The organism is Streptomyces smyrnaeus (assembly GCF_017676345.1).
GTDB classification, from domain to species: Bacteria; Actinomycetota; Actinomycetes; order Streptomycetales; family Streptomycetaceae; genus Streptomyces; species Streptomyces smyrnaeus.
In genome coordinates this window covers 194,634-215,487 of the sequence record NZ_JAFFZM010000009.1, presented here as the reverse complement: position 1 = coordinate 215,487, position 20,854 = coordinate 194,634, and the positions used below count along the sequence as shown (strand labels likewise).

At 69.6% G+C, this 20,854-nt stretch carries 20 protein-coding genes; 7 read left to right on the top strand and 13 right to left on the bottom strand.

What is annotated here, in order from left to right; translation table 11 throughout:
• Position 1 precedes the first annotated feature (1 nt).
• The 6 genes from JW613_RS17065 to JW613_RS17040 all read right to left on the bottom strand — a co-directional run bounded on the left by JW613_RS17065 (position 2) and on the right by JW613_RS17040 (position 8,792).
• A complete protein-coding gene (locus JW613_RS17065) occupies positions 2-1,534 on the bottom strand; it encodes a Wzz/FepE/Etk N-terminal domain-containing protein (protein WP_209211664.1) in 1,533 nt (510 codons plus the stop codon).
• A complete protein-coding gene (locus JW613_RS17060) occupies positions 1,531-2,931 on the bottom strand; it encodes a Wzz/FepE/Etk N-terminal domain-containing protein (RefSeq protein ID WP_209211663.1) in 1,401 nt (466 codons plus the stop codon). Before JW613_RS17060 ends, JW613_RS17065 begins: the two co-directional genes overlap by 4 nt.
• A complete protein-coding gene (locus tag JW613_RS17055; protein ID WP_209211662.1) occupies positions 2,928-4,208 on the bottom strand; it encodes a glycosyltransferase family 4 protein in 1,281 nt (426 codons plus the stop codon). Before JW613_RS17055 ends, JW613_RS17060 begins: the two co-directional genes overlap by 4 nt.
• On the bottom strand, positions 4,198-5,520 hold the full coding sequence (locus tag JW613_RS17050; RefSeq protein WP_209211661.1) for a nucleotide sugar dehydrogenase: 1,323 nt from the start codon (positions 5,518-5,520) through the stop codon (positions 4,198-4,200). Before JW613_RS17050 ends, JW613_RS17055 begins: the two co-directional genes overlap by 11 nt.
• Positions 5,521-5,601: 81 nt before the next feature.
• Complete coding sequence (locus tag JW613_RS17045; RefSeq protein ID WP_209211660.1) at positions 5,602-7,080, bottom strand: sugar transferase; 1,479 nt, start codon at positions 7,078-7,080, stop codon at positions 5,602-5,604.
• A 608-nt stretch (positions 7,081-7,688) separates the two neighbouring features.
• Positions 7,689-8,792 carry an FAD-dependent monooxygenase gene (locus JW613_RS17040; protein ID WP_209211659.1) on the bottom strand — a complete coding sequence of 368 codons (1,104 nt, stop codon included), beginning with the start codon at positions 8,790-8,792 and terminating at the stop codon, positions 7,689-7,691.
• Between the two features lie 246 nt (positions 8,793-9,038).
• Here JW613_RS17040 and JW613_RS17035 point away from each other — a divergent pair, with 246 nt between their 5' ends.
• Complete coding sequence (locus JW613_RS17035; RefSeq protein WP_209211658.1) at positions 9,039-9,746, top strand: TetR/AcrR family transcriptional regulator; 708 nt, start codon at positions 9,039-9,041, stop codon at positions 9,744-9,746.
• Between the two features lie 94 nt (positions 9,747-9,840).
• On the opposite strand, the gene JW613_RS17030 is transcribed toward JW613_RS17035, so the two are convergent.
• Positions 9,841-10,791, bottom strand: a complete 951-nt coding sequence (locus JW613_RS17030) for a GlxA family transcriptional regulator (RefSeq protein ID WP_209211657.1) — start codon at positions 10,789-10,791, stop codon at positions 9,841-9,843.
• Between the two features lie 70 nt (positions 10,792-10,861).
• Between JW613_RS17030 and JW613_RS17025 the strand changes: the two genes are divergently transcribed.
• The 3 genes from JW613_RS17025 to JW613_RS17015 all read left to right on the top strand — a co-directional run bounded on the left by JW613_RS17025 (position 10,862) and on the right by JW613_RS17015 (position 13,761).
• Entirely contained in the window at positions 10,862-11,686 is an 825-nt protein-coding gene (locus tag JW613_RS17025) for an alpha/beta fold hydrolase (protein ID WP_209211656.1), read from the top strand.
• 211 nt (positions 11,687-11,897) lie between these two features.
• The gene (locus JW613_RS17020) at positions 11,898-12,608 is read left to right on the top strand and encodes a DsbA family oxidoreductase (RefSeq protein WP_209211655.1); all 711 of its coding nucleotides are present in this window, start codon (positions 11,898-11,900) and stop codon (positions 12,606-12,608) included.
• Between the two features lie 241 nt (positions 12,609-12,849).
• A complete protein-coding gene (locus JW613_RS17015) occupies positions 12,850-13,761 on the top strand; it encodes an NADP-dependent oxidoreductase (RefSeq protein ID WP_209211654.1) in 912 nt (303 codons plus the stop codon).
• A 225-nt stretch (positions 13,762-13,986) separates the two neighbouring features.
• On the opposite strand, the gene JW613_RS17010 is transcribed toward JW613_RS17015, so the two are convergent.
• The gene (locus JW613_RS17010) at positions 13,987-14,301 is read right to left on the bottom strand and encodes a DUF1330 domain-containing protein (protein WP_209211653.1); all 315 of its coding nucleotides are present in this window, start codon (positions 14,299-14,301) and stop codon (positions 13,987-13,989) included.
• An 82-nt stretch (positions 14,302-14,383) separates the two neighbouring features.
• On the opposite strand from JW613_RS17010, the gene JW613_RS17005 reads away from it, so the two are divergent.
• The gene (locus JW613_RS17005; protein WP_209211652.1) at positions 14,384-15,100 is read left to right on the top strand and encodes a TetR/AcrR family transcriptional regulator; all 717 of its coding nucleotides are present in this window, start codon (positions 14,384-14,386) and stop codon (positions 15,098-15,100) included.
• 414 nt (positions 15,101-15,514) lie between these two features.
• Here the strand turns inward: JW613_RS17005 and JW613_RS17000 are convergent, their stop codons facing one another.
• Genes JW613_RS17000 through JW613_RS16990 form a run of 3 tightly spaced genes read right to left on the bottom strand, consistent with a single transcriptional unit; the run spans position 15,515 to position 17,909 of the window.
• Positions 15,515-16,276: an alpha/beta fold hydrolase gene (locus JW613_RS17000; RefSeq protein WP_209211651.1), complete on the bottom strand. Its 762-nt coding sequence runs from the start codon at positions 16,274-16,276 to the stop codon at positions 15,515-15,517.
• A complete protein-coding gene (locus JW613_RS16995; RefSeq protein ID WP_245225797.1) occupies positions 16,276-17,235 on the bottom strand; it encodes an MBL fold metallo-hydrolase in 960 nt (319 codons plus the stop codon). The genes JW613_RS17000 and JW613_RS16995 overlap by 1 nt, the downstream gene beginning before the upstream one ends.
• Positions 17,235-17,909: a TetR/AcrR family transcriptional regulator gene (locus JW613_RS16990; protein WP_209211650.1), complete on the bottom strand. Its 675-nt coding sequence runs from the start codon at positions 17,907-17,909 to the stop codon at positions 17,235-17,237. The genes JW613_RS16995 and JW613_RS16990 overlap by 1 nt, the downstream gene beginning before the upstream one ends.
• A gap of 534 nt (positions 17,910-18,443) precedes the next feature.
• On the opposite strand from JW613_RS16990, the gene JW613_RS16985 reads away from it, so the two are divergent.
• On the top strand, positions 18,444-19,400 hold the full coding sequence (locus JW613_RS16985; protein ID WP_209211649.1) for a redoxin family protein: 957 nt from the start codon (positions 18,444-18,446) through the stop codon (positions 19,398-19,400).
• Positions 19,401-19,596: 196 nt separating this feature from the next.
• Here JW613_RS16985 and JW613_RS16980 read toward each other — a convergent pair whose 3' ends face one another.
• Both JW613_RS16980 and JW613_RS16975 read right to left on the bottom strand, forming a co-directional pair.
• Positions 19,597-19,752: a hypothetical protein gene (locus JW613_RS16980; RefSeq protein WP_209211648.1), complete on the bottom strand. Its 156-nt coding sequence runs from the start codon at positions 19,750-19,752 to the stop codon at positions 19,597-19,599.
• Between the two features lie 422 nt (positions 19,753-20,174).
• Positions 20,175-20,456 carry a TetR-like C-terminal domain-containing protein gene (locus JW613_RS16975; RefSeq protein ID WP_209211647.1) on the bottom strand — a complete coding sequence of 94 codons (282 nt, stop codon included), beginning with the start codon at positions 20,454-20,456 and terminating at the stop codon, positions 20,175-20,177.
• Positions 20,457-20,511: 55 nt separating this feature from the next.
• Between JW613_RS16975 and JW613_RS16970 the strand changes: the two genes are divergently transcribed.
• The gene (locus JW613_RS16970; RefSeq protein WP_209211646.1) at positions 20,512-20,808 is read left to right on the top strand and encodes a putative quinol monooxygenase; all 297 of its coding nucleotides are present in this window, start codon (positions 20,512-20,514) and stop codon (positions 20,806-20,808) included.
• The last annotated feature ends 46 nt before the right edge of the window (positions 20,809-20,854 follow it).

The following is a 20,854-nucleotide window of genomic DNA, read 5'->3' as shown; positions in this document are numbered from 1 at the left end:
CCTACCGCGCCTCCTGGTCGTTGTCCGGAGCCCCTGCGGCCCACATCGTCAGCCGCTCCGGCTGCCGACGGTCCGCGCCGTTGTGCCCGGCCGACCGCTCGCTCCGACCGCGCAGCGCGGTGGTCGGCCCGTCCCACAGCGCGCCGTCGCTGCGGTCACGCGGATCGGGGTCGATCAGCACCACACCGATCACCGGAATGCGCTGGTCCGCCAGGTGCCGCGCCACGGTGTGCAGCCATGCGGCGCTGCCGTGCCCGGCACGCACGACGAGTACGGTCCGGGTGCCGAGGTGCCGGAGGTCGGCCCACGCCGTGCCGGGCGCGACCGAGCCGACGCCGAGCCGGCGCTCCTGAGGCGGCCCGGCGTCGGCTCGGTCGCCGCTGACCACGGCCGGGGCTCCCGGCTGCCGGCGGCGGTGTGCGAGCTGCGTACCGGGCAGACCGTCGACGATCACCACCGGCAGCTCCGGCGTCAGTTCCCCGGCGACATCCAGGGCGAGCACGCTGGTGCTGCGCGCACAGCCCAGCTCCAGCAGCGACAGCGGTTCCGCGGAGCCGCGCACGGTACGGGCCAGGGTCGCGGTGAGCCTTGTCCGTGCCGCCCGGGTCCGCCGAAGCCGCCACAGCCTGCCCGGCCGCAGGGCCGCGCCGGGCAGCTCCGCGATGACCGAGGCGCCCAGGTTCGCCGCGATCTCCCGGCGCAGCACGGGACGGTCGGCCACCACCGCGCCGACCGCGGCCACCACCAGCCCGAGGACGAGTCCGAGGAGGAGCCCGATTGCGGCGTTGGTGGCGGCGGCCCCGGGCAGGGAGTGCCGCACCGCGCGGGGGACGTCCACGATCTGCGTTCCGGCGATGATCCGGGGCGTGCCGGTGCGCGCCTCCGCGGCGCGCTGGTCGAACTCGGCGATCCGCGAGTTGAGCTCGGCCCGGCGGGCGAAGAGCGACTCGATGCGCGCCGAGGCCTTCGGGTCCCTATCGGCCGACGACCGGCCTCCGATCGCCTTGTTGACCTCGGCGAGTTCGTCCCGCATACGGTCACGCTGGTCGAGCAGCGCCTTGGACTCGGCTTTCGCGGTCTGCCGCATGCGTCGCACATGGTCCGCGACGAAGGCATCGGCCAGCGCCCCGGCCCGGGCCACCGCTTCCGCGTCGCTGTCACCTGTCACTTCGATCCGCAGCAGGTTGTTGGTCACGCCGGTGGCCCGGTACTCCTGGAGGAAGTCCTCCGGGGTCTGCCGGGAGTCGAGGGACCGCAGGGCCTTTTCGGCGATCCGCGTGGTCCCCAGCAGCTCGACATCGGTGCGGATCAGCGTCCCGGTGTCGTTCGGCTGGTCCTCCTGGTGCGTGACCAGCACCTTGGTCACCGCGGTCGGCGGGGGCGGCAGCAGGACCGCCACCGCCACACCGACCAGCAGCCCCAGCAGCGCCAAGGAGCACCACAGGCGGCGGCGTCTGCGCACCGCCACCGCCAGCGCCTGCAGGTCCAGCAGTGGGGTGGCGGCCGACGGCTGAGAAGTCTCGCTCGTCGTCACACCGAACCTCCCCTCACGGCGCCACCGACCGCGCTCGACGGCGTGGCGTGCTGCGGAGGACGGCCGGCCGACCGGGTACGCGTGGGACGGGCCCGGACCGTGCCGGCGACGACGACTCCGACGACCTCGTGCCCCGCGTCCGCGCACGCCTCGGCGATGCCGGCGAGCTCCCCCGCGGTCCAGCTGCCCGCGCTGAGCACGACCAGGGCGCCGGACTCGGTGTCGCGGTCCGGCACCAGCGGCCGGGACACCGGAACTCCCACCAGCGACAGGGGGTGCTCCGTACTCGAAGAGTGACAGGAAGGATCGCTCTCGGCCTCGGCGACGAGCTGCCCGGCGGCCCGGCGGGCGATCTCGTCGCCGTCCGGTACGACAACCAGCAGCTGCCCGGCGGCCGGCAGCTGCTCCCGCAGGCGGGCGCACACCCGCCGGTAGCGGATCCGCCTGTCGGCCTCGTCGCCGGACATCCGCGGGGTCGGCAGGTGCCACCGGGTGTCGACGCCCAGCAGCCGGCGGATCCGGGCCCATGGGCCGCTGCCTCCGGGCCGGTGGGCGGGCCGTTCGTCAGACACCTCGACGGTACCCAGCAGCACCGAGCCCAGCGCCGCGGCGATCTCCGGTTCGGTGCAAAGCCGGCGGCTCACCCGGGCGGCGGCCAGATGGCCGAGGACCGCGAGCAGGAAGAACAGCAGCGCCCCGGCGACGACGAGTTGCGTCCTGGTCGGCGGCGCCTCGCCGGTCGGCCGGGCCGCCGGCCCCATGACGACCATGCCGGCCTTGTTGGTCGCCGGGGCGGCGTCGTCCAGCTTCTTCATGGCTTCCTGCAGCGCGGTACGCAGCTTCTCCAGCTCGGTGCGGGCCTGCACGCCCTCCACGGTCCGCCCCGGATCGGCCGCATCGGCCAGGTCGGTGATGCGGCGGTTGGTCTGCGCCACCTTCTGCCGCAGTGCCTCGGCCCCCGCCGCCGCGTCCGGGTCGGCGCTCTCGTCCGCGATCCGCGCGGCGAACGTGACGAATTGCTGGGCCACCCGGTCGGAGAGCTGCTGCGCGCGCTGCGGGGTGCCGGCCGTGCCGGAGATCTTGATGATGTTCCCGTCGGCTGTCCTGGCGCTCACCCGATCCCGCAGCTCGCCGCCGCCGACGCCCTTCCAGCGGAGTGTGGCGGCCGCCCGGTCGACCACCGCCGAACTGGTCGCGATCTCCGCCTGGGTCAGCAGTTCGCGCTCCTCCCACTGCCCCGGCAGCAGTACCGATGCCGACGCCGTGTAACGCGGCGGGAACAGCACCGAGGTGCCGTATCCGACCAGCGCGCCGATCACGGCGAGGACGGTGAGCAGCCGCCAGCGCCGACGGAGAATCCGCCCGATGGTGACCAGGCGTATCGTGTCATCGCTCAACGGCGCCGCCTCTTCCCTGTCGGGACGGGGCCGCCCGTCGACACCGGAGTGCGGCCACGGCAGGCGACGTCGTAGGCGGCGAGCAGCGACGCTTGCGAGTTCCGCCAGGAAAGCTGCCCGTTGATCCGCTCCTGGCCGATCTTGCCCATGCGGGCCCGCCGTTGCGGATCGTCCAGCAGCAGCGCGATGAGCCCGGCGAATTCGGACTCGTCGTCGGCGGGCGCGTAGACGGCGGCGTCCCCGGCCGAGACTCGGGCCTCCTTCAGGTCGAACGAGACGATCGGCCGGCCCATCACCATGTACTCCAGGACCTTGTTCATGGTGGACAGATCGTTGAGCGGATTGCGCGGATCGGGCGAGAGGCACACGTCAGCGGTGGACAGGTAGCGCACCAGATCGGCGTCCGGGACGCGCCCGGTGAACTCCACCTGCTCCGTGAGCCCGAGCCGCCCGGACAGCTCCACCATCGCGTCGAAGGTGTCGCCGCCGCCGACGAACACCGCGTGCCAATCGGTCCTTTCGAACTCGTCGCGCAGCTTCGCCAGCGCCCGCAAGGCGTAGTCGACGCCGTCCTGCGGGCCCATGACCCCCAGGTAGCACAGCAGATGAGGCTTGCCGCGCTTCAACTCCGGCTCCGGCGGTACGGCGTGGAACCGGTCGATGTCGGGTGCGCTGCGCACCACGAAGACGTCCCCCGGCCGCCGCCCGCCGCGGCGCAGCGCGACCTCCCGGTAGCTGTCGTTGGTGGCGAGCACGACGTCCGCGGCCCGGTAGGTCAGCCGTTCCAGTGCGCACACGGCGCGGTAGAGCAGGTCTTGGCCGCGGTCGAACCGGGAGAGATACAGCTCGGGTACCAGGTCGTGCTGGTCGAAGACGAACCGCGCGCCGCGCCGCTTGAGCCACAGCGCCGGCAGGAACAGCAGGTCGGGCGGGTTGCAGGCGTGGACGACGTCGACCGGGCCGATCCTGCGGGCCAGCCGGACCGTGTGCCACAGCGCCGATCCGTACTCCCGCAGATAGCCGGCCGGCCCTCCGGTGGCCGCGCGCAGCGGGTAGCGGTGGATCCGCACCCCGTCGATCTCCGCCTCCGGCTCCGTGTCCCGCTTCTCCCCCCGGGGACAGATGACGTGCACCGTCCAGCCCGCGTCGCGCAGCGTCGTGCACTCCTGCCACACCCGCCGGTCGAAGGGCACCGACAGGTTCTCCACCAGGATCAGCGCGCGCCGTCCCGGCCGGTCGCCGCCGGCTGTGCCGCCGGACGTTATGTCACCAGGCAAGGCCCATGTACCCCTGCTCGGCCCGGCGCGTCTCGGCGTCGGGAAGGCGGACGAGGTCGATGAGCAGCGGGCCGTCCCCATGCGGCAGCGCCGACAGCACGGCCGGGTCCCTGGTTCCGACCAGGCACACCTCGGCGTGTTCGAGCACCTCGCCGACGGAGTCCGCCAGCAGCTGCGCGAGGTGCGGCAGCCGGGTCTCGATGTACTCGCGGTTCGCGCCGAGCAGCCGGGAGAGGCTGACGTTGGCGTCGTAGATCCGCAGGTCGTAGCCCTTGCCGAAGAGCCGCTCGGCCAGTTCGACGAGCGGGCTCTCGCGGAGGTCGTCGGTGCCGGGCTTGAAGGACAGCCCGAACAGGCCCGCCCGGCGCTTGCCGGTGCGCTCGACCAACTCCACCGCGCGCTGCAGATGGTCGGAGTTGGAGGGCAGCACATGGGCGAGGATGGGCACCGAGACATCGGCCCGCTGCGCCGCGTGGACCAGGCTGCGCAGGTCCTTGGGCAGGCAGGAGCCGCCGAAGGCGAAGCCGGGCCGCAGATAGGCGGGGCTGATGTTCAGCTTGCGGTCGGCCAGGAACACATCCATCACCTGGTGCGAGTCCACCCCGAGCGCCTGGCACACCGCGCCCAGCTCGTTCGCGAAGCCGATCTTGAGACCGTGGAACGCGTTGTCCGCGTACTTGATCGCCTCGGCCGTCGGGACCGGCACCCGGAAGACCTCGCCGGGCAAGCCGTCGTACAGCGCCGCCACCGCGTCGCCGCTGTCCGGATCGAACTCGCCGATGACGGTCTTGGGCGGGTCGAAGAAGTCCCGCACGCTCGTGCCCTCGCGCAGGAATTCCGGGTTGACCACGACTCCGAAGTCCACCCCGGCCGTGCCGCCGACGTACTTCTCCAGGATCGGTACCAGCAGGTTCAGACAGGTACCCGGGAGCATGGTGCTGCGGAACACGACGGTCTGCCGCCCGCCCCCACCGCGGTCCGCCAGAGCGGCGCCGATCTGCTCGGTGACCCGCTCCAGATACGTGGTGCACAGGCTGCCGTTGGGCTCCGACGGCGTACCCACGCAGACCAGTGACACCTCGCTGCCCATGACCGCCTCGCGGACGTCACCGGTGGCGCGCAACGCTCCGGAGCGCACGACCTCGGCGATGAGCTCGCCGATCCGCTCCTCGACCACCGGGGCCTTGCCGTCGTTGACCAGGTCGACCTTCGCCTGGTTCACATCCACCCCGATGACCTCGTGCCCCAGACTGGCCAGGCACGCGGCCGACACGCAGCCCACGTAGCCGAGGCCCAAGACGCTGACCCTCATGACCCGTTCCTCCCCCAGGCAGGCCCCTGCGGCCTGCGGTAGATGCGCCGGCGGAACTGTCGAGCAACGAACCCCCGCGCATCAGTAGGCCCCCTGGCCACGAAGCACCACACGCAAGGTCTTCCACAAGATCACCGCGTCCAGGGCGAGCGACCAGTCCTCCACGTACCGCAGGTCCAGCCGGACCGCCTCCTCCCACGGCAGATCGCTGCGTCCGCTGATCTGCCACAGGCCCGTGAGCCCGGGCTTGACCAGCAGCCGACGCCGGATGTCCGGGCCGTACGCAGCGGATTCCTCCGGCAGCGGAGGCCGCGGACCGACGAGCGACATCGACCCGGTGAGTACGTTGAAAAGCTGCGGGAGTTCGTCGATCGAGTGCCGCCGCAGCACCGCTCCCACCCGGGTCACCCGCGGATCCCGGCGAAGCTTGAACAGCAGCCCGGCGCCCTCGTTGCGATCGGCCAGCTCGGCACGTACCCGGTCGGCCCCGGCGACCATGGTGCGGAACTTGAGGATGGTGAACTCGCGGCCGTCCTTGCCGACCCTGCGCTGGCGGTAGAACGCCCCACCCCGGCTGTCCGCCAGCACGAGCAGTCCGACGAGCACCATCAGCGGTGCGAACAGCACCAGCAACAGCGCCGCGCCCATCCGGTCGACGGCCTCCTTGACCGCGCGGCGTACCCCGGTGAAGGCCGGCATGCTGACCCGCAGCAGCGGTATCCCGAGCACCGCGTCGACGTGCAGCCGCGGGCCGGCCACCTCCATCAGTACGGGGGCCACGACCATCTCGGCGTCGCTGCCCTCGAGGTTCCAGGCCAGCCGCTGCAGTTGGTCCGGTGACCAGTGCGGATCCGGTGTGACCGCGACAACGCGGTAGCCGTCCCGGCGGACATGGCCTGCGACGTCGGCCAGCCGGCCGACGACCGGCACCCCGTCCAGGTGGTCGCCGTCGGAACCGAGGCCGTCCGGGGTGCACACCGCCTCCACCCGCCAGCCGAGGTGCGGGAACTTACGGACCCGGGCGATCAGATCGCGCACGGTGGCCGGACTCCCGGCCGCGAGCACCGGCCGCAGGCACTTTCCCTCCGTCCGCTGCTTGTGCAGCGAGAGACGCAGCAGATACCGCGCGGTCATGGTGACGAGCGCGATCGCGGGGATCGCCACGAAGATCCAGAGCTTGATGTTGCGCGAGGTGAGGGCTATCCCGCCGAGCGCCAGTACGACGGCCGCCGTGAACAGCGAGCGTCCGAGCCGGCGGAACTCCTCGGCGCCCTCACCGAGCGCGGCCGGAGCCCAAGCCCGGCTCACCGCAAGCGCTCCCAGCACCAGCAGTTCGGTGCCGAATGCGAGAATGCCCCACTTCTCGTGCCAGTTGGCCGCGTCCCGGGCCCCGAAGAAGATGCCGATCGCCGCCACCACGAAGGCGGTGGCCACGGTGTCGCTCGCGATCACGGTACGGCGGTACCGCTGCTCCCAATCGATCGCGGGCCGGCTGATTGCCCCGTTCGCCAGACGCTCACGCGCAGACGGAAACGGGTCGACTAATTCGCCCTGCCGCACAGGACCCCCCAGGTCACCAGTGGTTCGACGTATTCGCCCAACACTGTTCCTGCGGGAGGCCCCCGCCCCCCGCGCCGCGCTGTTCCTCCCCCTGGACGGCCTCCGCCCCCGCGAATGGCCTCAGGCTGTTGCAGCAGTGCTTGACCACACCCACCGGGCGACAGGGACTCGTATGTCCTGCCCAACCGTCGAGGTGCCTGGAACTCGTCGAACCTCGGGTGCTCCCCGCCCCCGGGACCCCGGCTCGGGATCCAAGAATCGAGCACCCATGGATCTGGCGCCAGAGACAGGATTACTGGCTTTTCGCAGCGCTTGACCTTTAGATCAATATTTGTCGCCTCGTGTCCAAACATGCGAAGCACGGTCAATGTAGACCATCGGAGCCCGCCTGCAGAGGGGTTGTGTGCAATTCGTGCGCAAGCTTTGAAGGCGCCCCCACCGAGCGATGCACGCCCACGAGCCCCTCGATGACGAAGGCGTCCCTCGTGACCTGTGAGGACGTACGTTTTCCAGGATGCGGCAGGGGGCGGCCCCGAGGCGTTCGCGCGCCACCGATCGGGCCGGACTCGAGCAGGCGGGCGGAGGGAGTCGTCCGGGAGGCGGGGGCGTCAGGGCGTCCAGGTGTAGGCGGCCGCCGCCGAGCGGCTGATGAGCCCCTCGGGCAGAAGTGGGAGAGCCACGTCTCGCAGGGCGGCCAGGGGCGGGGATGTCCAGTGCGCGGGAGCGCCGATCTGCCGGGAGCGGCGGGCGATCATCTGGGTGCGCGGTCTGCGGAGGCGGTCGTATTCCTCCAGCCCCGCACGCACCCCGAGGGTGTCCGCCGTCGCGGCGAGGGTGACCGCGTCCTCAAGTGCCTGGCAGGCGCCCTGCCCCAGGTTGGGGGTCATGGCGTGTGCGGCGTCTCCGATCACTGCGACCTTCCCGGAGACGTAGGTGGCCAGCTCCGGCAGCTCGTACGTGTCGTGCTGCAGCACCGCGTCCTCGTCCGCGGTGTCCAGGAGTGTGGGGACGAGGCCGTGCCAGTGTGCGAAGCGCTCGCGCAGCCGCTCCAGGTGGACGTGCGAGCCGATCGGGGCGTTGGCCAGTACGTAGCAGTAGATGCGGCCGTCCGGCATCGGCGCATACCCGAAGCGTTCGCCTCGGCCCCACGTTTCCACGCTCCCCTCGATGGGCTGGGGTGGCGCGATGAAGCGCCAGGTGGTGTATCCGACGTAGCGCGGCCCGGGCATGTGGGGCCACAGGGAACGCCGTGTCGCGCTGTGCACGCCGTCGGCGCCCACCACGAGATCCGCGGCGTAGGTGCCTCCACCGTGCCGGACCGTGCCGTCGGGCCCCGCACCGCGCACCTCGGTGCCGGGCCGCAGCGCCTGTGCGGGCAGGGCCGCGCGCAGCAGGTCGACCAGGGCGGCCCGATGCACGGTCGCCCACTGACCGAAGCGGAGTTTCAGGTCGTCGATGTTGTTGCGGATCAGCCAGCTCCCGTTCGCACGACGGATGCCCGCCGGTGGATCGGCCGGCCCGCAGGAGCGCAGACGATCGCCGAGGCCCAGCGTGTCCAGCGCTCGCAGACCGTTGGGCTGGATCGAGACTCCCGCACCGATCTCGGTGAATTCCGGAGCCCGTTCGAGGACCTCCACCTGCCAGCCGCGCTGATGGAAAGCGACAGCTGCGGTCAGCCCGCCTATGCCACCCCCCACGATGATCACCTTCATCGCCGAGTCTCCTTGATGGTCGTTGTCTTCCGGGGTCGTGAGCCGCGACGGACATGGGCGGACCTGGACAACCCCCACCACACGGCCATGACGAGCAGCAGCACGAGAAGGACCCACCACCAGTACTCCATGCGCATTCCTTAGAGGTTCTAGATTGATTTAGAAGCCCTAAGGAAGCATAGACACCCTAGGATGTCAACGGAGCCAGCGGCCGACGGGGCCGACGGAGCGACAAGAGGGGTGACGATGTCCGCAGGGACCAGCAGCAGGCGGGAGAGGCTGCGCCGGGCGACCCTCGGGGAGATCCACGCGGCCGCGCGCAAGCTCCTGGTCGAACAGGGATCGGCTGCGGTGACCATCAACGCGGTCGCCAGACAGGTGGGCATGAGCGGCCCGGCCCTGTACCACTACTACGCCGGCCACGACGAGTTGGTCGGCGCGGTGACAGCGGACTTCTTCCTCGAGTTGACCACTGCCATGGAGCACGCCCGTGACGCCCACGCCGACGCGCCGGTCGGCGAACGCATCCTCGCGGCCTGCCGAGCCATGCGCGCCTGGGCACGCGCCCACCCCGCCGAGTTCGGCTGGATCTTCGCCAGCCCGATCACCCCGACCAACCGGCAGTCGGACTCGGCGCGCCACCAGGCCGGGCAGCGTTTCGAGCGGGTCCTGCTGGACCTGACGGTCGAGCTGTGGAACACACGACCTTTCCCGGTGCCCGAGCTGGACGACCTGCCCGCCTCGCTGCGCGAGCAACTGACCGCCTACTCCGCCGGCATCGACGGGCGCCTGCCCCCCGAGGCCGCGCACGTCTTCCTGTCCTGCTGGACCAGGCTGTACGGCCTGCTGTGCATGGAAGTCCTGCACCAACTCGACTTCGCCTACTCCGACCTGGAGCCCGTCTTCGAGGAGTGCCTACGCGACCTGTCCGACGCCCTCGGCCTGCGTGCGTAGGGGTCGAGTCGCATGAGCTCCTGGGAAACCAGGGCTGAGCACGATCGGCTCGGTGTTCCGCTCGCGAAGGCGGATGCGGCGCCCGACTCCGCCGTCAGGTTTGGCTGAAGGCGCGTCGGTAGGCGCCCGGTGTGGTGCCCATATGCGTCCGGAAACGGCGGCGCAGGTTGACTGCCGAGGTGAGTCCGACACGGGTGGCGATGGCTTCGACCGGCAGGTCGGTCTGCTCCAGCAACACCCGCGCCGCGTCGATGCGCCGACCGAGCAGCCACTGTCCCGGGCTGGTACCGAGCTGTTCGGCGAACCGCCGGGCAAGGGTCCGACGGGAGAGCCCGGCGCGTTCGGCAAGGCAGTCGAGCGTCAGCCGGGTGTCGAGCCTGGAGGTGGCCCACTCCAGCACCGGCGCCAACGACTCGTCCGTCTTGGCCGGAACGGGCTGTGCCGCGTACTGGAGTTGACTGCCCTCCCGGTGCGGCGGCAGCACCATGTTCCTGGCGATCTGGGCGGCGTAGGCCGCGCCGTGGTCGGAACGTACCAGATGCAGGCACAGGTCGATGCCCGCGCCGGTTCCGGCGCTGGTCGCCACGTCGCCGTGGTCCACGAACAGCACGTCCTGGTCGATCTGCACCTCGGGGAAGGCGGCCGCGAGTCGGGCGGTGTCGCGCCAGTGGGTGGTGGCGCGGCGGCCGTCGAGCAGTCCGGCCTGAGCGAGCACGAAGGCGCCCGTGCAGATGGCGACGATCCTCGTCCCGCGCCGGTGGGCGGCCCGCAGCACCGCGATGACGGTCGGTGGCGCGGGAGCGCCGGGCGGCTGCCAGCCGGGGACGACCACGGTGTCCGCCTGCTCCAGGGCCTCCAGCCCCGCGTCGACGAGCATCTCGTAGCCGGCCGTGGTCCGCACAGGGCCTGGGTGTTCGGCACAGATCCGGAAGCTGTAGCGGGGTGACTCGTCCCGCGGGACGGTGCCGAAGACCTCGGTGGCGCAGGCGAGCTCGAACGGCGACTGAGGCGGGTTGAGCAGGGCCACCACCCGATGAGGTCTCATGGCACGAATGTACCCTTGGACGTCTTTCTTGACTCTCGGCCGCGGGGCGCGCACAGACCACAGTGGCCCCATGAGGGAAACCACCGAAACGACAGTGCTGCGGACCGAAGTCCAGGTCGACGGCGAACCGACCAGCTATCTGACCGCGGGGCACGACGGACCGCCCGTCCTGCTGCTGCACGGCACGTACTGGAGCCGTGTCTGGCTCCCTGTGCTGGGCCACCTCGCCGACGCGGGGCTGCGGCCCCTCGCCGTCGACCTGCCCGGACTGGGACGCTCAGGAGGCCGACTCACCCCGGAAACAGCCACGGTTCCGGCCCTCGCCGACTGGGTGACACGATTCGCCTCCGCGCTGCACCTCCCCCGCCCCGTCGCCGTGGCAGGCCACGACATCGGTGGCGCCATCGCCCAGCACCTCCTCGCCCACGACCTGCTCGAAGTGTCCCGGCTCGCCCTGGTCAACTCGGTTCTCTACGACTCCTGGCCCGCGCCCCACGTGGCCCGGTTCCGGGAGGGGGACACGGCCGAGGACGTGCTCGCCGCCCGCCGACAGGCGGTCACCAGAGTGCTGGGCAGTGCCGCCACCGAGCCGTTGATCGCGGACTATGTCGCCCCGTGGACCGATGGGCGGGTTCGCCGCTCCTGGATGGCCCTGGCGGCCGCGGCCGACAACCGCTACACCCTCGACCTCGTTCCCGCACTGCGGCGGTCCACCACGCCCAAGCTGCTGATCTGGGGCGAGGACGACCTCCACGAGAAGGTCGAATACGCCGAGCGGTTCGCCTCGGAGATCCCCCACACCTCACTCGTCCGCATCCCACATGCGGATCACATCCCCACGGAGAACGCCCCCACCGACATCGGCCGCGCACTCACCGACTTCTTCACGGCGTAGACGCCTGCGAAGTCCCGACTTGGCGGATGTTCAGGATGGATCCGGAGGTTTCCTTCCTCCCAGGAGCCCGGAGACCAGTGCCGGACACTTCTTCGGAACTGAATGGGCTCGGGTGCCCCTTGAGGTGCTTCCAGCTCCGACTTGACTTCAAGTGCGCTTGAAGTTGAACCATGATCCGCGGCCGGCTGCTCCACACGGAAGGAAACCCTTGATGCTCAGGGTCCGGATCTGGTCCGACATCGTCTGCCCTTGGTGCTATGTGGGACAGCGCCGCTGGCAGAAGGCGATGGCACACTTCCCGCTCGCACAGGAGGTGCACGTCGTCCGGCGCGCCTTCGAACTGCGCAAGGACCAGCCACGCGTGCCCCTGCATCGACTGGCGGACCTCATGGTCACCAACTACGGGATGCAGCCTTCCGAGATCGACGAGGTATTCGACAGGATCCGAAAGCTTGGCGCTCGGGAAGGTATTACGCTCCACCCCGAGAAGGTGCGCCCGGTGAATTCTTTCGACGCGCACCGGTTGTCTCAGCTCGCCGTTGACTACGGCGCCGGCGACATCATGCTCGACACTCTCTTCCGTGCCTATCACACCGATTTGCGCAACATCGCCGATCACGGCGTACTCCGGGACCTGGCCGCAGAGGTGGGATTGCCGGACAGTGAAGTGGCGTCGGTGCTGCACGGCGACCGATATGCCGGAGACGTCCGCGCCCAGCAGGACGCCGCCCGCATCGCCGGTGTGACCTCGGTGCCGTCCTTTGTGATCGAAGGACAGCAGGTCCTGCACGGCGTGGTGACCGCCGAGGAGATGCTGAAGATGCTGAACGAGGAATGGACGCGGAATTCCGGATCCGACCACGAGGCCCCCTCAAAGTCCGCCCCCGGCGAGCCCGGCGCACCTCCGGTGTCCGTCCACTGACGGTACGACAGTGACCTTGCTGAAGGTGACGTTCGTGGTGGCGCCGCGTGTGGGTTCGACCCACCGTCCGGTCGGCGTTCCCACTGCCACGGGGCGCCTCAGGCACGGGTGCCCTGGCCGGCGCACGAGCCGGCACCCCTCACTCGGCTCCGCGACCTGAGGTCGCGGAGCGACCGGCCGCGCCACGGAACCGAGGCGCGACACCGTTTCCTTGTCCGAGCGAAACGAGAGGAACCCTCGTATGAAGGCAGCAGCGATCAATGCGTTCGGCGGCCCCGAGGTCGTCGAACTGCTCGATGTCGAAACCCCCGAGGCCGGACCCGGCCAAGTCCGGGTGCGGGTCAAGGCCGCCGGGATCCAGCCCTTCGACTGCGCGATCCGCCGTGGGCTGACCATCCCCGGCCAGCCCGCCGGGTTCCCGCGCACCATCGGAAACGAATTCGCCGGCGTCATCGACCAAGCAGGAGAGAACGCCACTGGTTTCCCCATCGGCAGTGAGGTCATCGGCTGGGAGCTACTGGCCGGCCATGCCGAATTCGTGGTGGTTCCGACCGATCAGATCGTGAGCAAGCCCGCATCGATGCCGTGGGAGGTGGCAGGCGTCTTCTCGGCATCGGGGCAGACCGCGCACACCGCGATCGAGCAACTCGGCGTCGGATTCGGTGACACCGTCCTGGTGCATGCCGCCGCCGGTGGGGTGGGCACCGTGGCCGTACAGGTCGCCAAGGCGTACGGGGCCACGGTCCTCGGCACCGCCGCGCCGCGCAACCACGACTATCTGCGGTCGATCGGTGCCGTGCCCGTCGAGTACGGCGAGGGACTGGTCGAACGGGTCCGGGCCTTGGCGCCGAACGGTGTCACAGCGGCATCGGACGGCATCGGCGGAGCGGCACTGGACGCCTCGGTGGAACTGATCGAGGACCGGAAGCGCATCGGGACGATCACCGATTTCGACCGTGCGGCGGAACTCGGGGTGCTGGCGATCAGCACTCAACGCTCCCCCACCCGTCTCTCTGCCCTCACCGACCTCTACGAGCAGGGGAAGCTGCACATAGAGATCTCTCAGGCCATACCCCTGGCACAGGCCGAACAGGCGCACCGGGCAGTGGAGAGCGGCCATGTGCGCGGGAAGATCGCCCTCGTGATCGACTGACGGTTTCGCGCCGTCGCGCGTCACTGTCCACGGGGCTTCGCTCAGGGCTCACGGTCGACCCTCGGGGTTGGATCGACCGCCTGGTGCATGGCTGAGAGGCCCAGGTTTTGGGGCCATGAGCCCGGAACCTGGGCACGGTTACACCTCGGCAGACTTGGGAACCACTTCTTCCGGCCCTGAGGTGACCGCTTCAGGGCTTGCTGTGCGATCACATCAGCAGGGCAGTCATCCCGGGAGGGAGAAGCCGTCAGCGGGCGCGCCCTCGACGAACAGCATTCCCACCCGAACCTTGTCCTGTCGTATCCGCCGGGCCCGCCGGTACTCGGGGGAGTCGTACCACTCCCGGATCCGATCCATGTCGGGAAACTCAAGGACCACGACCCGGGAGGAATCCCAAGTGCCCTCGACAGGCTCGGGCGTCGGGCCGGCCGCCAGGTAACGGCCACCGTGGCTGAGGATGGACTCCTGGGCCACGGGAGCGTAGGCCAGCCCGGCCTGCTCGTCGAGTACATCGACGTTGATGATGACGTAAGCAGGCATGGGCCCCGTTCTCCTGTGGACACGGTGTGTAGTAATGACACGGTGGAGACTATTGTGCCGCTGTAACCTGTGCAAGGTGGGGATGGATGAGGGTGAACGAGCGTCGGCCGTGATGAGTCGCCGGGAGCGGCTGAGAATAGAGACGAGCCGGGAGATCGAGGCCATCGCGCTGCGACAGATGGCAGCAGGCGGGCCCGGAGCGATCTCCCTGCGCGGTATCGCCCGCGAGATGGGGATGACCGCTCGTGCGATCTACAGCTACTTCCCCACCCGGGACGATCTGGTCACGGCACTGATCAGCGGAATCGCCACCTCGCTCGGGGAGGCGCTGGAGTCGGCCACCGGTGCCGTCCCCGACAACGACCCGGGCGGCAAGCTGCTGGCGTGGGGGCAGGCCCTGAGGCAATGGGCGCTGACTCACCCGGAGAGCTTCCGGCTCTTCTACGGCCACCCCGTCCCCGGATACCAGCCCCCTGAGGACGGGCCTGTCGACCGGACGGCACGACGCGTGTGCCACGAGCTGACGCGCCTGGTGGCCGCCGCATGGCCCCAGGCGCAGCATCTGCAGCCCGCGGACACCTCTTGGTCCGACCTCCACCCCGACTACGTCGCGAAGGTCCAGGCAGACCTCCCGGACGTGCCGCCCGCCGCGGCAGCGCTCGCTCTGCGTGTCTGGGGCAGGATGCACGGCCTGGTGGCTCTTGAGATCGACGGCCACATCCACCCCGTCGCGGGCAACCCGGACGCCCTGCACCGCGCAGAAATGCTCGACCTGGTCAGGTCACTGGGCCTGGCCTGACCGCTTGAAGAGAACCACGGTGGCGCTTCGCGTCACTCGGTTCGTTGCTGTGTTCCGAGTGTGTCCGAAAGGGTCCGTGGTCGACTCGCTGTGCGGTTCGAAGCTTGTCCTTGCAGCTGGCTGAGCGGCAGCGACGACGGGCCGTGGGGGCCGAGGCCCGGATGCGCGGCCGGGGCAGACCTCCCCGTTCACTCGATGACCGGCCGACTAAGAAGGCACCCAGCACTTGATTCGCCGAGCCCGTGCGCTGAACCTGACTCGGCAGGGAGCCGACGGCCACGTCGGCTCCGGCCATGGACCCGCACCAGTCCCGACGCTCCACTCGCCCGGACGGTCGGTGCTCTTCAACAGCTCGAGGATTTTCGGTGGCTGCGGGAGGCAGCTTCGGGAGTAGAGCGGGGGCCCTGGCATGGATCAGCGTCCCGCTCGCAAGAAGGACTCGATCGAGGCGGCGAGTGCGACCGGTGTCTCGTGCATGGGGTAGTGGCCGGCATTGGCGAGCTCCTCCAACTGGAGATTCGGATACCACCGCGGCCAGGCTTCCTCGATCGCAGCCGTGGGGATGGCCTGGTCGTACTGGCCGGTGATGGCCTTGACCGGCGTTGGAGCGCCGGTGACGTCGTCGGTGAAGTCGCTGCGTACGAAGGACCGCGCATAAGCGGCGAACGCCGTTGGTGTCGACCCCTCCACTGACGCCCGAACCATACGGTCCAGCCACGCGCCCGCTGCCCGGTTCCCCGTCGCGAAGTCGAGGAGCTCGCGGCGCGCCTTCGGTGAGTTCGCGGCGGCCGTGAACATCTCCCACTGCCCCGCCGTGATGGGTGCGCTGCCCGCGGGGGTGGGCGCAACGGCGGCGAGCCTGTGGACCCGATCCGGTGCGTCGGCCATGGCGCGTTGTGCGGCCTTGGCGCCCATGGAGTGCCCGACGAGTGAGAACTGCCGCCAACCGAGTTGGTCGGCGAGGGAGATCAGATCGCCGGCCAGCTCCTCCATGGAGTACTCACCCGCCACGTCGCGCCGGCGCCCGTAACCCCGGGCATCCAGCAGAGCGTAAGTGAACTCGGTGCCGTCGAGACAGTCGAGGAAGGTGCCCCAGGTGCGGGTGGGGACGAACCAGTCGTGTGCGACGATCACCCGGTGCCGACCAGTCCCGATGACCCGGGAGGCAATGCTCATCAGGGTGCCTGTGTCGATACTCCGCCGAGCCAGCGGTAGGTGAGCAGTACGTTCAGCCGATGCAGCGAGCGCACCAGCGCCTGGAAGTGCTCGGGGGCTCCGGCAGCGGGTTGGATCCCCCACATGGGCAGCTCGTCGCACAGCACCTCCACCGGCACACCGGCCTCTTTTCCGCGGTGTACGGCGGCGGCGAGGTGTTCGAGGTAGGAGATCCACGCCGAGACGCCTGGTTCGGCGGGGCCGAGGTAACCGTGTCCGGGCACAAGCGTTTCCACATCGAGCACCGCCCGCATGGTCCGCAGGCTGTGGGCGTAGCTGACGGGGTCACCCCTCAGCATCATCGGCGTGACCCCTGCCGGCAGCACGAAGTTGCCCGTGAAAGTCACCTTGGTGGCGGGCACATGGACGACGGTGTCGCCCAAGCCGTTGCCCGGCCCCAGATGCCACAACTGGACCACGAGGCCACCCAGATCGATCTCGCAGAACCGGTCGAAGACGGCATCCGGCTTGCGCCAGGTAAGCACGTGGTCCAGCGACCGGTCGCCGTACATGCTCTCCGAGCGGAGCCGCTTCTCCGCGGCGAGATCCGTCATGGCCGCCTTGTTGATCCGCGAGGAGACCACGGTGACCTCCTCACCGAACGCGGTGTTACCGAAGGTGTGGTCGCCGTGGTAGGTCGTGTTGGCCAGATAGCGGACAGGTTTGTCGGTCAGCTCCGCTGCCACCTCCTGGATGTGGCGACCGATGCCGGGAGTGATACCCGAGTCGACGACGAGCGCCGCCTTTGTACCGACAATGAGCCCGTTGTTGTCCTTGGGTACTTCGTTGGCCATCAGTGCGTACACCCCCTCGGCCAACTCCTGCGGCTGCAGGCGCAGGTCGGCCGGACTGAGGTTGGGTGCGATGAACCCCGGGGGGCGCTCGCTCATCTCGTGTACGACCGGAAGGTGCTCGTACATCAGTCGCTCCCTTCCATGGGGATGATGCAGCGCAGAAAGAACCGTGTGTGCTCGTCGGCGAGGCGCTGAGCGGCCGACACGTCGTCGGCGGTGGCCTGGGAGTGCAGATGCAGCAGGCGCGGGACCTGTAGTGGGGCGAAGAGCTCCCACACGATCTGCCGGGCCGGCAGGTCGGCGCGGACCGCCCCGGACTGCTGCCAGCGCAGGAACGGTGCTTGCAGCTCGTCCCTGGCTGCCTCGATCGCTGCGGCCAGACCACTCAGCCCGCCGGCCCCGCTGCCCTCTCGCAGCAGCACGCTGATGAAACACCGGGCCCTGGGGCGGGACCACCCCTCCATCACACGCGCCACCAGCTCTGGCACGCCCTCTCGCGGCCCCTTGCGGACCAGCGCGTCCACATCCATCTCCAGGCCGTCCAGGGAGGCGGGCCCGGCCTCGGCGAACAGCGCATCGTAGAGGGCCTGTTTTCCGGCGAAGTGACCGTAGATGGCACTGTCGCGGACGCCCACCGCATCGGCGATCTGCCGGACCGTGGTGGCCGCGAAGCCCTGCCGTGCGAACAATTCGAGGGCCGCGTCAAGCAGTAGATCGCGTGTCGCCCGCCCCTCGCTCTTCGGCGGCCGGCCCCGCCGCCTGGCCGACGCAAGCGGCGATGAAGAGAGTGACTCGCTCATGAGCAATATTTAATGAGCGCACACTTAATTTTGTCAACACCCGCCGGCCGTGTCCCCGTACGGGACCCGGCCGGGCTCGACGCACGGGCGGTCACCACGGTGTCCCCCTCAGATCTCGTCGGCCGACCTGCAACTCGCGGCCCACGACGGCGATCGGCGAATCTCGGGCCTGCGCACGCCAGCACCGTAGGCGCGCAGGGCGATGTTGCCGGCGAGCAGGTTGGTGACGCCTTGTCCCGGCCGCAACGGTGGCTCCGTCCGCGACGGCGAACACTCCGACCGCGACAAGGCCGCCTTCGCAGGGGGCCAGCAGGCCACCCGCGGACCACCCTGTACATCCCTCGAAACAGCGGGAAGGCGAAGAGGAAGATCAGAACGGGACGCCGGGCCTCGTTCCGAGCTCCCTGGCGCTGTCCGACACGAGGTACATGGACGTCGCCGTCATCCGGTTCAGTGCGCGGCCGACGAAAGTCCCGCGCCCCGACTTGACCTTGCCCCCAAGGGCAAGGTTTAGCGTTCTTCGAGGTGAGAGGCATGCAGATCAGTGAGCTGGCTCGCCGAGCAGGCGTGACAACGAAAGCGGTGCGCTACTACGAATCGCTGGGCTTGCTCACGCCCCGGCGTCTGCCCAACGGGTACCGGGACTACGACGAACACGACGTGCGCCTGACGCAGGAGATTCGGGCACTCGGCAGTCTCGGCATTCCGGTCGAGGACACCCGCCCGTTCCTGGAGTGCCTGACGGCCGGCCATCGACACGCCGACGACTGTCCGGCCTCGCTGGCCGGCTACCGGGACGCTATCGACGAGCTCACCCAGCGGATCGAGGGACTCACCGCCCGTCGGGCGGTACTCGTCGCTCACCTGCAACGGGCCGCCCACCGCAGCAGCGGTGTCTCACCAGGCGAACAACGAGAGGACCTGATGACTGACTTCACAACAATGCCCGCCGATCTGCCCGTCCCCGAGGACGACGGCGCGGCTGCTCATCTGGTCGGCACGAAGGTACCGCACCTCGAACTCCAGGGCACCGGCGGCAAGGCCGTGCGCCTCGACGCGCTCGGCGCAGGCCGCACGGTGATCTACATCTACCCGCTCACCGGGCGCCCGGGCGTCGACCTGCCCGACGGCTGGGACTCGATTCCCGGGGCGCGTGGCTGCACCCCCCAGGCGTGCGGCTTCCGCGATCACTTCCGGGATCTTCTCGCCGCTGGAGCGGACAGCGTCTTCGGCCTGTCGAGCCAGGACACCGCCTACCAGCACGAGGTCGTCGAGCGGCTCCATCTGCCGTTCGAGATGCTCTCCGACCCTGCACGGAGTCTGGCGCAGCAACTCGGTCTGCCCACATTCGAGACCGCCGGGCTGACGCTCTACAAACGACTGACTCTGATCATCCGTGACGGCGTGATCGAGCACGTCTTCTACCCGGTCTTCCCCCCGAACGAGCATGCCGAGCAGGTCCTGGCCTGGCTCCGGAAAAGCCCCCTGTAGAGGCCGCGTTCAGCACCTGCTACTCCCAGGAATGGCGTGAGCCAGACGGTGTCTCCGTCCACGAGATCCCGTCGGCTGAGCACTGTTCGGTCAAGGTCGGTCACGGTCGACCGGTACGGCCGTCCGGCTCAGGACGGCCACGCGCGCTGCCGTCAGGTGGTGGCCGCCGTGTGCGGCGACCACCTGCCCACCGGACTCAGCACGGCCCGTGCTTGCGCAGCACCCGCCGCTGAGCCGCTGTCGGGCCGACGGGCCAGCACACGCAGCACACCCCGCCGGTACCGCCGACGACCTTGCCGTCGGCTTTCTTGCGCTCGGTCCGCAGCCAGATGTTCTCGAACTGATCGCCCACACCCCGCAGTTCGCGGATCAAACAACAAACGAGCAGGTCAGACGGTTGTGGCAAGTACGCCCAACGACACGGGCTCAGCCTTCGTGCTGAGTCCGTCCGTCCGCTGCCGTGCCTTCCGGTCCGTTCGCGCCCGCCGCGCCGGATCCGTTCTGGTCCGTGGGGCTGTCGGTACCACACCGATGCGCCAGAGGAAGCAGCCCGCCATCGGGTACGGCCGAAAATGCACGACCGTCTCTGGGACGTCGGGATCTCAAAGCCCCTGGAGAGTCCCTGGAGATCAGGCCGGTGGCCTTGGAAACGAAGTGTCGTTGCCCGTCTCCGGCGTGTAGCCCGGGGGGCTGTGCCACGCCGACCTCCTAAGAGCTCGTAACACATTCATGAGTTGCCTTCTTGAGGCGCCCCGGCAACCTGCCCTGATGGGTCTAACCAGGCGCCTGTCGTGTCAGAAGGGGCACCGCGATGCCGTCGACGATTCGTTCGATGGCCTCGTCGGACACGGGCCGCAGCGTCATGAGTACCTCGTGCCGGAAGAGATCGACGGGCAGCGAGACAAGACGCGGTTCCAGTAGGGAGGCGTCCACTTCGCCCCGCTGGACCGCCCGCTGGACGACCGTCGCGGCTGCCGAACGCCGACCGGCCAGTCGCTGCTCCCGGAGCTGCCGCTTACCGCGCCGGTGTACTGTGCAAATAAGAAGCGTGATCACGTCTTATTCACTTGACCGGGCCGACCCGCCGGGAAACAAGACGGGAGCACCACCCATGAGCAACCAGGGCGCCGTCACTGTCCTCATCGAAATTCACGGCAAGGACGGGCAGGAGCACGAAGCGCGCGACGCGCTGCTCCATGCGATCCGGACCTCCGAGAAGCCGGGCCTGATCAGCTCCACCGAGTACGAGGACCTCGCGGACCCCGGAGCCTTCTACGCCATCCAGGTCTGGGAGAACGCGGAGGCCTTCCGCGCGCATATGGACGACGCCGCCAGGTCCGGTATGAACGAGGCGATCCAGGTCCTGCGCGAGCATCCCAGAACCGCCGTACTACGCACCATCGGCTGATCACGCCCCCTCGACCGCCGGGTGACGAGCGGCCCGCCTTCGATGG